At 65.3% G+C, this 9,656-nt stretch carries 10 protein-coding genes; 9 read left to right on the forward strand and 1 reads right to left on the reverse strand.

The annotated features are described in order from the left end of the window. The first annotated feature begins 226 nt into the window (after positions 1-226). The 4 genes from DPV79_RS11665 to DPV79_RS11675 all read left to right on the forward strand — a co-directional run bounded on the left by DPV79_RS11665 (position 227) and on the right by DPV79_RS11675 (position 2,655). The gene (locus DPV79_RS11665) at positions 227-1,126 is read left to right on the forward strand and encodes a glycine betaine ABC transporter substrate-binding protein (RefSeq protein WP_244321741.1); all 900 of its coding nucleotides are present in this window, start codon (positions 227-229) and stop codon (positions 1,124-1,126) included. A 132-nt stretch (positions 1,127-1,258) separates the two neighbouring features. Beyond that, entirely contained in the window at positions 1,259-1,693 is a 435-nt protein-coding gene (locus tag DPV79_RS11670; protein WP_113045491.1) for a cupin domain-containing protein, read from the forward strand. A gap of 294 nt (positions 1,694-1,987) precedes the next feature. Further along, positions 1,988-2,125, forward strand: coding sequence for an HHHH-motif protein (locus DPV79_RS42595; protein ID WP_006488624.1), 138 nt, complete (start codon positions 1,988-1,990; stop codon positions 2,123-2,125). 62 nt (positions 2,126-2,187) lie between these two features. Then, on the forward strand, positions 2,188-2,655 hold the full coding sequence (locus DPV79_RS11675) for a DUF3761 domain-containing protein (protein WP_059493626.1): 468 nt from the start codon (positions 2,188-2,190) through the stop codon (positions 2,653-2,655). Positions 2,656-2,763: 108 nt separating this feature from the next. On the opposite strand, the gene DPV79_RS11680 is transcribed toward DPV79_RS11675, so the two are convergent. Beyond that, the gene (locus DPV79_RS11680) at positions 2,764-4,119 is read right to left on the reverse strand and encodes a polyhydroxyalkanoate depolymerase (RefSeq protein ID WP_059859293.1); all 1,356 of its coding nucleotides are present in this window, start codon (positions 4,117-4,119) and stop codon (positions 2,764-2,766) included. A 288-nt stretch (positions 4,120-4,407) separates the two neighbouring features. Between DPV79_RS11680 and DPV79_RS11685 the strand changes: the two genes are divergently transcribed. From DPV79_RS11685 to DPV79_RS11705, 5 genes are all read left to right on the forward strand, one after another. After that, positions 4,408-5,070 (forward strand): glutathione S-transferase family protein, encoded by a 663-nt coding sequence (locus DPV79_RS11685; RefSeq protein ID WP_021157324.1) that lies wholly within the window; start codon positions 4,408-4,410, stop codon positions 5,068-5,070. A 237-nt stretch (positions 5,071-5,307) separates the two neighbouring features. Continuing rightward, positions 5,308-6,552, forward strand: a complete 1,245-nt coding sequence (locus DPV79_RS11690; protein ID WP_113045492.1) for a Crp/Fnr family transcriptional regulator — start codon at positions 5,308-5,310, stop codon at positions 6,550-6,552. Between the two features lie 14 nt (positions 6,553-6,566). Beyond that, positions 6,567-7,331, forward strand: coding sequence for a flagellar motor protein (locus DPV79_RS11695; protein ID WP_021157322.1), 765 nt, complete (start codon positions 6,567-6,569; stop codon positions 7,329-7,331). Positions 7,332-7,370: 39 nt separating this feature from the next. Further along, entirely contained in the window at positions 7,371-8,036 is a 666-nt protein-coding gene (locus DPV79_RS11700) for an OmpA/MotB family protein (protein WP_059493620.1), read from the forward strand. 158 nt (positions 8,037-8,194) lie between these two features. Beyond that, the coding region (locus DPV79_RS11705) for a methyl-accepting chemotaxis protein (RefSeq protein WP_133295640.1) at positions 8,195-9,656 on the forward strand (1,462 nt) is incomplete at its 3' end.

Below are 9,656 nucleotides of genomic sequence, written 5' to 3' on the forward strand. Positions count from 1 at the left end.
CTCCGGTGAGCCGGGCCAGATGCAACGACGCGATCATTCGGCCTCTCCGATGGTCCCGATCGGAATTCCTCGCTGTCAAAAGGAAATTGGCGCAAGAAATATATCGGTAAGAGAACGGATGAACGTTGCTCCGGATGCCGGTGTCCGCGCGATCGCGCCCGCCCGGTTCCATCGGCCGCGTCATGTCCTGCCCAAGTTCCTTCACCGTCCAATAGGAGCCCTTACCATGATCCTGTCGTTGCTTGCCCGCCTGTTCACTGTCGCCATGCGCCGCCCGGTACTCGGACGGCTCATGCTTGTCTTCGCGCTATCGGTTTCGGCGTCGGCGCACGCCGCCAGCAATGGAACGGTTGTGATCGGCGTGAACAACTGGGCCGAGAATATCGCGGTCGCGAATCTGTGGAAGGCGCTGCTTGCGGAAAAAGGCTACGACGTCACGCTGCAGTCCGGCGACAAGGCGATCATCTATAACGGCGTCGCGCAGGGCAAGCTCGATCTGACGTTCGAAGTCTGGCTGCCGTCCGCGGACGGCCCGCCGTACGACGCGATCAAATCGCGCGTCGAGAAGATCGGCCCGTGGTTTCCTCGCGCCCAACTGGGCCTCGCGGTGCCCGATTACGTCGCGATCGACAGCATCGACCAGTTGAACGCACATGCCGCGGAGTTCAGCCACGACGGCAAGCCGACGATTTTCGGCATCGAACCCGGCAGCGGCTTGATGAAACTGACGGGCGAAGCGCGCACCGCGTATGCGCTCGACGCCACCGTGCTGCCGTCATCGGAGGCCGCGATGTTGCTCGCGCTGGAGCGCGCGCAAAAGCGTCGCCAGCCGATCATCGTCACGCTGTGGAATCCGCACTGGGTGTGGGCGAAGTATCCGATGCACTACCTGAAGGACCCGAAGCAGGTGTACGGTCAACCCGACGCGATCTATGCGATCACGAAGGCCGGTTTCAGTCATACGCGTCCGGATGTCGCGCGCTGGCTCGGCGCATGGAAGATGGACGACCAGACACTCGGCTCGCTGATGAACGATATCCGTGCCGCCGGTGAATCCGATCCGCAGAAGGGTGTCGCGCGATGGATTGCGTCGAATCGCGCCCGGGTGGGTGAATGGCTGCGCTAACAGACGTGTGATCGCGCAGACGCTGCTGACCGGCAAGCGGCGCAAGCGGTGACGCGCACGGTTTCGTACCGCCGCAAAACTGGAACGCTTAATGCTTGTCTCGCGTGATCCTTTCGATGAAGGAGCACCGCGATGAGCACGCCGACCACCACCGCTTTTTCCCACGTGAAGCCGCAGGACACCGCCTATCAAGGCGAGGGCCTGCGCGACTTCTTTCTGTACCGCGATCTCGGTATCGCCGCCGCGACGAACGGCAAGGTCGTCGCGCAACTCGTCAGGGCGAATCATGCACCGGAGGCGGGCACCGGCTGGCACCGTCACGAAGCCGAATTCCATATCGTGATCATGCTGAAGGGCTGGGCGCGCTTCATGTACGGTGAACAGGAAACGCTGGTGGCGGCCGGAGACTGCGTGCATCAGGCGCCGGGAATAGTCCACTACCTGTTCGACTACTCGCCGGACATGGAGTACCTGGAGATCGTCGGGCCTGCCGACTTCAAATCGATCGACGTCGAAGGGCCGTGCGCGGTGCCGCAGCCAACGCCTTGGGCGGAGGCCGGTGCGTAGCTGGCCGGTTGGGTGTGCGTTTTCGACGAACCGCCTGCATTCAGGCGGTTTTTTATTGGTCCGCTGGCTTTTGCTCACTGATGCCCGCTTCGACACATTGATTCGAATTCCAAGCGGCCGCGAAGCTGAAGAACCGGAAAGAAGAGAAAGACATTCGTCAGCTTCGGCCGTCGATTGGCGATCCGATGTCAAAGATCGTCAATTGCGCGCCGGTGCGGTGCACGGCCTGTCGACGACCGGCGTTAAGGAGGTACCAGCCGGATCACCGGCTGACCTATCCGGGAGAGTTTCACCATGAACCGCATCGCGAAGATCCTGACGGCAACCGCACTGGCTTGCGCCGTGCTCGTGCCGGCACTGGCCGAAGCGCATTCGCACCGCGTGTGCCACTTCGACCATCACCACCACCGCGTGTGCCGCTGGGTGCGGTAACCGTGGCTGTTCCCGGGAACGCCCCGGACGTTTTCGTCATTCAGGCAAATCAGGAGAGGACCATGAAAAAAACGATGTTGATCGCCGCGCTGGTCGCCGGCATGGGTGTGTCGATCGGTGCGTTCGCGCAGGTTCCGGCCAGCGCGCCGGCCGGCACGACCGGTCTGTGCAAGGACGGCTCGTTCTACTCGGGCGCGTCGAAGAAGGGCGCATGCGCGGGCCACAAGGGCGTGAAGACCTGGTACGGCGCATCGGCCGCCGCGGCGGCGAGCGCACCGGCCGCGGCGCCGGCCATGGCGGCTTCCGCTACGCCGGCATCGGGCACCGCTCCCGCGAAGAGCGCCGCCGCGACGACCGCGGCCGCAGCGCCGGGCGGCGGCGCGGGCAAGGTGTGGGCGAACGACAGTACGAAGGTCTACCACTGCTCGACCGACAAGTACTACGGCAAGACGAAGCACGGCAGCTACATGTCGGAAGCCGACGCGAAGGCGAAGGGCTACCACGCGTCGCACGGCAAGGCCTGCTCGTAACGCGCAGGGCCGGCGCGCGCGTGCATGCACGCGCGCGTCGGCCGGACGCAGCCGCCAACGTCGCCCCGCCTCTGCGGCGGGGCGATGCATTTGTGCCGCCGACCGCGCTCAGTGCGCGTGATGCGAGCGTGTTTCCGCCGCCGCGTCGCTCCCGGTGGCACGCGCATCGAGCAGTGCACGCAGCGTGACGTAGTGGGTGCCGTCCGTATCGCCTTCCGCGCCCGCGGTGCGATCGTACGGCTCGTTGTCATGGATCGTCGCCCGCACGATCGGATAGATCTGCGTTTCCCACCGGCTGCCGTTGAACACGCCGTAGTGCCCCACACCCGTCTGGACGTGGTGCGTCTTCAGATACGGCGGCAACCCCGAACACAGCTCCTGCGCGGCCACCGTCTGGCCCACCGCGCAGATATCGTCCTTCTCGCCTTCGATCGTCAACAGCGCGGTGCGATGAATCGCCGCCGGTTCGACGAGCCGGTCGCCGACCGTCAGCTCGCCGCGCGCGAGCGCGTATTGCTGGAACACCTTCTCGACCGTTTCCAGGTAGAACTCCGCGGTGAGGTCGGCCGTCGCGAAATATTCGTCGTAGAAGTGCCGCAGCGTGTCCGCTTTCGCGGGATCGCCTTTCGCGCGCTCGTAATACAGATCGGCGAACGACGCCGCGTGCCGGTCCGGGTTCATCGACATGAACGCGCCGACCTGCACGAAGCCCGGATACACGCACCGCTGCGCGCCGACGAAACCGGGCGGCACGACGCTGATCAGGTTGCGCGCGAACCATTCGATCGGCTGGCTCGTCGCGAGCGCATTGACCTTGGTCGGATTCACGCGGCAGTCGATCGGGCCGGCCATCAGCGTCAGGCTCGCGGGCTGCGCCGGATCGCTGCCGGCCGCCATCAGCGCGACCGCCGCGAGTGCGGCGACGGTCGGCTGGCAGATCGCGAGCACGTGCGCGTCCGGGCCGATCTGGCGGATGAAGTCGATCACGTGCGCGACGTATTCGTCGAAGCCGAAGCGTCCGGCCGTCAACGGAATGTCGCGCGGGTTGTGCCAGTCGGTGATGTACACGTCGTGATCGGCCAGCATCGTGCGCACCGTGCCGCGCAGCAGCGTCGCGAAATGCCCGGACATCGGCGCAACGATCAGCACGCGCGGCTGGCGCGCGACCGGCCGCGCCTTGCGGAAATGCAGCAGCGTCGCGAACGGCGTGACGGCCGCCGCTTCCTCGACGATCGGCACCGTGTCGCCGTCGACGACGATCGATTCGATCCCGAACGGCGGACGCCGGTGCGAGAACGCGCAGCACTCGAGCAGTTCGCACAGCGCGTCGAGCATGCGGCCGGTCGGCGTCGACGTCGCGGGCGGCCACAGCGACATCGTCGCGCGCGTGGTGGCCGCCCATGCACGCGCCGGGCGCAGGCATTCCGCAGACCATTGATAAAACGGATAGGCAAGCAGGTTCATGACCGTCGCTCGTTGCGCCGCGATGCAGGGAATGAGGCAAGCCGTGTGCCAGCGTGCGGCTGGCACGCGCGTTGCACGCAGTTCGGGAACGCGGCGGCGCAGGCGGCACGTGACGACGGACGGGTGCAGGAGACGTGCTGCCGAACCGGTTCCGCGCATGACTCATGGCGCGCCACCGTGCGGCACTGCGCCAGTTCGGCGAATGGGCCGCACAGGCATGGTGCGGGTAACGGCGTGACGCGTCCGTTTCGGTGCAGGGGCACGAACGGCAACCAGCAGGGGAGCGACATGGAATCCACCGGACAGACGACGCTGACCATCAGCAGCCGCAATTACTCGTCGTGGTCGATGCGCGGCTGGCTGCTCGCGAAGCTGAGCGGGCTCGTGTTCGAGACGGTCAGCGTGCCGATCGATGCCGCGTCGCGCGCGGAGCTGCTGCTGCTGTCGCCGTCGATTCTCGTGCCGTGCCTGACGCACGACGGCAACACGGTATGGGACACGCTCGCGATCGCCGAATACCTGAACGAGATCCGGCCGCAGGCGCGGCTGCTGCCCGAGAACCGGCGCGCGCGCGCGCACTGCCGGTCGATCTGCGGCGAGATGCATTCCGGTTTCAGCGCGTTGCGATCCGCGCTGCCGATGAACCTGCGCGCGCATTTCCCCGGCTTCCGGATCTGGTCGCGCGCGCAGCACGACATCGAGCGGATCGTGACGATCTGGCGCGAGTGCCTGGCCGCGTACGGCGGCCCCTGGTTGTTCGGCGCGGAGATCGGGATCGCCGACGCGATGTATGCGCCCGTCGTCACGCGCTTCCTGACCTACGACGTGAAGCTGGAGCCCGATATCGCCGAGTACTGCATGCAGGTGCTCGCGCATCCGTTTGTGGCGGAGTGGATCGATGCGGCGAAGGCGGAGCACGAAGACATCGACGAACTCGACATGGAGTTCTGACGCGCGGGATCGCCCGTCGCTTTCAATTGCACTACATGCACCGGCATCGAAACGAACGTTTCGATCTGGCCGCGTAACGCGCAAACGTTTTACCTTGATTTCGGTTCGACGCGAGGACGAATGCCCTAAAGGATGTTGAGCGCGATGACGTAAACGAGTCACGGGGACGACTCGCGATCGCATGCTTCCGACGTGCGACGCGCAGTCCGCAACAATCAGCGCAGCAGGGGAATCGACTTGAATCGTCAGCAATCGTGGACGCGTACGGCGGCGCCCGGGGAAATCATTTATTCCGAGGGTTTTGCGGGCGAGCCCGTCATCTTTCTGATCACCGACGGCAAGGTCGAACTGTCCACGCGATGCGACGACAAGCGCGTCGTCGTCGCGACGCTCGGTCGGGGCGAGTTCTTCGGTGAATCGGCGTTGCTCGCGGCCGAGCCGCGTGCCCATACCGCGAAGGCGCTTTCATTCTGCCAGCTGACGGTCGTGCCGGCCGGCATGCTCGACGAGGAAATCGAGCGTGTGTCGGCTCTGCTGCGTCATATCGTGCGCACGATGATCCGCCGCGTGAAGCGCAAGGACGACCAGCTCGCGACCTATACGCATGCCGACTTCATGCCGGGCGTGCTGTCGTATGCGCATGTGCTGGCGCTGATGGCGGGCGCCGATGCACGCGAAACCGGCGACGCGTGGACGCGCCGGCCGATGCAGGCGCATGCGGCCGAAACGTCGGTGCCGCTCGCCGAAGTGATCCGCAAATGCCGCGCGATCGCCGGCCACTCGCGGCCGCACGTGCTCGCGATGCTGCGACGCATGGAGAAGCTCAATCTCGTCACGATCGAAGCGGCGCAGGCGGACCACGCCGGCGGGGCGGCCGATTATGCGTCGTCGTCGGATGCGCGCCAGGTCGTCACGTTCGACGCCGCGCGCGTGATCGATCGCGCGCAGCAGGTGGCCGATCACGATCTCGACCTGTCGATCAACAGCGAACTCGAGCTCATCGAGCTCGCCGATCTCGAATCGCTGATCGGCGTAGAGAAGACGATGCTGCTCAACAAGCTGTCGAACGGCGAGATTGCCGACGAAGTGTTCGCGTTCCGCAAATCGAAGGTGCTCAGTTACGTCGAGCAGAAGGGCGTCGCGTACTTCTCGCGGCGCAATGCGCGTCGCGGAGGCGACGTGCGCGCGCTGGAGGATCTCGTGTGGATCGACCCGCGCACGCTGTTCGACGTCATCAGCGCGTTCGACACCTACGATCTCGCGAAGCTGATCGCGAATCTCGACGATCGCGCAGTGGCCGACAAGCTGTTCTCCGTGATGACCGAGGCGCGGCGCAACGAGGTGTCGTGGGTGATGCGTCGCGAGCTCAAGCTCGATCCGGTCGAGATCGAGGACATCGAGCGGCGCGTGCTGGATGCCGTTCGCGCGGCGAAGGCGCCGGCGGCGGGCACCGCGCCCGTCGCATCGGCATCGGATGCATGACCAAGGGGGCGCGCATGGATCTGTTGACCCTGGCCGGTGTGGTGCTTGGCGGCGCGGCGATCGTGTTCGGCTTCGCGCTCGAAGGCGGGCATTTCCCGATGCTGTTCCAGTTCGAGGCGCTCGTCATCGTGCTCGGCGGCACGCTCGGCGCGGTGATGATCCAGAACACCTGGGCACGCTTCTTCGACGCGGTGAAACAGTTGCGGCTCGCGTTCGTGCGGGCGCGCGAGGTCGATCGCAAGAACCTGTCCGACCTGCTCGAATGGGGCGACCGCGCGAAGCTCGACGGGCTGCTCGCGTTCGAATCGATGGACGTGAGCGGCATCCATCCGTTCGCGCGCCGCGGGCTCGAACTGCTGGCGAACGGCGTGTCGACCGCCGTGCTCGAGGACGCGTTGCAGCGCGAACTCGATGCCTACGAACGCAGCCGCCTGGCGGCCGCGCGCGTGTGGCAGCAGGCGGGCGGATATGCGCCGACGTTCGGCATTCTCGGGTCGGTGCTCGGGCTCGTGCAGGTGACGAGCCACATCCTCGAACCGGCGCAGCTCGGGCCGGGCATCGCGGTCGCGTTCATCGCGACGCTGTACGGGCTGGCGTTCGCGAACCTCGTGTTCCTGCCGCTTTACGGCAAGCTGCGTGCGCAGATCGACAGCGAGCTGCGGTTTCGCAAGCTGTATCTCGACGGTTTCCTGGCGATATCGCGCAAGGAATCGCCGCATACGATCGAAACGCGCCTGACCGGCGACGTGCGCGGGCGCGCGGTGGAATCGCTTGCGTGACGCGCGTGTGTCGGACGATCAACCCGGATTCCCAACAACATGACTGCTCGAACTGACGGTGCCTCCGCCGCCGATCGCGACGACGAGCTCGAAGGCGCGCAGTCCGGCCGCTGGCTGATTTCGTACGCGGATCTCATCACGACGCTGATGGTGCTGTTCCTCGCGTTGTACGTGCTCCAGCTCGCGAAATACAACGCACTCGACGCGCGGTACCAGACGCTTGCGCGGCAGGCGGGCGGTGCCGCGAGCGCTGCCGATGCGGCTACGCCCGACTCTGCGCCGCCGTGGCTCGCGTTGCTCGATTCGTTGAAGTCGAACGGCCGGATTTCGCTGGTGAAGGCGCCGCACGGTGTCGAGATCGGCATCGACGCGAAGATCCTGTTCAACGTCGGCGATGCACGCTTGCTGCCTGATTCGTCGCCGGTGCTGAACCAGATTGCGCAGGCGCTGAGCGAGCACGCGACCGGCGACATCCTCGTCGAAGGGCATACCGACAGCCTGCCGATCGCGAATGCGAAATACGAATCGAACTGGGAGCTGTCGTCGGCGCGCGCGGGGAGCGTCGTGCGCTACCTGACCGAGCGCGGCGTGGCGCCGCATCGCCTGGCGGCGATCGGGCGGGCCGATACGCAGCCGCTCGTCGCGGGCGACGATGCGGCTTCGCGGGCGCGAAACCGGCGTGTCACGATCTTCGTCGCATACTGATCTGCGCTGATCGCGAGTCGACAGGCGGCCGGTTATGCCCGCCTGACAACGACATAACAAATCTCGCATGATGAACATCTGAAATCCGCGATGCGGTTCCGCGCGTGCATGCCGATAACCCAAACTGGCTCAGACAGAGCGGTTATCGAGGGTTCCCCATGCATTTCTGGCGCAAGCTTTCCATTCAGAACAAGCTGATTCTCAGCATGACGAGTTGCCTGCTCGTGTTCGTCGCGATCTCGAGCGGACTCAGCATCCGTCTGATCGGCAACGCGGTGCGCGATCGTGTCGTCCGCGAGGAGTTGCCGACGGCCGTGAACGGCATCCGCGCCGACGTGCAGCGGCAGATGGCCGGGCCGATCGCCGCGTCGCGGATTCTCGCGCGCGACGCGTTTCTGCTGCAATGGGAAGCCGACGGCGAACCCGACGCCGGTACGCGCAACTGGATCCAGCTCGCGAAGAACGTGAAGGACGAGCAGAAGGCCGCGTCCGTGCAGTGGGTGTCGGTGAAGAGCGGCAACTACTACAACGAAGCGGGCTTGCAGCGGAAGGTGACCGACAAGGATCAGTGGCTGACCAGCTTCCTGTCGTCGGGCAAGGCGTACGACGTGAACATGGATCGCGAGGTGACCGTCGGCGGCTACATGATGTTCATCAACAGCCGCGTGGAACTCGACGGCGTGCCGGTCGGCGCGGCGAGCATGAGCCTGTCCGTCGATGCGCTCGCGAAGGGTATTTCGGCTTACCGGATCGGCGAGACCGGGTTTGCGTACCTCGTGCGTCCCGACGGCGCGATCATGATGCATCGCGATACGTCGCTGATCGACGGCAAGCATTTTCTGAAGGATGAGCCGGGGCTGCCGGGCGAGGCGTCGTCGACGTTGCTTGCGGGCAAGCCGTATGCGTACCTCAGTTACGAGGGTGATGGCGGCGCGCGCTTCATCGCGACGTCGTTCATTCCGGAGCTGAATGCGTATGTGGTCGTTCAGGTGCCGCAGGCCGAACTGCTGGGGCCGGTGACGCGTGCGATTCGCAGCGCGGCATTGGTCGCGGCGGTGGTGGGGCTTGGGGTTGCGCTGCTCGTGATCTGGCTGGTGGGGCGTGCGATTGCCGCGCCGATTCGTCGGGCGGCTACGCTGCTGTCGGAGATCGCCAGCGGTCAGGGCGATTTGACGCGCCGCATGACGGTGGAGAGCGAGGACGAGATCGGGCAGCTGTCGGATGCGTTCAATCGGTTCGTGTCGTCGTTATCGACGCTCGTTCATCGGATTCGGGCGGCTTCAGCTTCGATTGCGACCGGGTCGGCGCAGATTGCTTCGGGGAATGCGGATCTCAGCGAGCGCACCGAAGGGCAGTCGAGCAACCTCGAGCGGACGGCTTCGTCGATGGAAGAAATCACGGCCGTGGTGCGCAACAACACCGAGACGGCGACTACCGCGGCGAAGATGATCAATGGCGCGGCGGATACGGCGGCGCGGGGTGGGCAGGTTGTGGGAGAAGTCGTGACGACGATGGAGCAGATCAGCGACGCATCGCAGCGGATCTCCGAGATCATCGTGATGATCGACAGTATCTCGTTTCAGACGAATATTCTGGCGCTGAATGCCGCGGTGGAGGCGG

The organism is Burkholderia reimsis (assembly GCF_003294055.1).
GTDB classification, from domain to species: domain Bacteria; phylum Pseudomonadota; class Gammaproteobacteria; order Burkholderiales; family Burkholderiaceae; genus Burkholderia; species Burkholderia cepacia.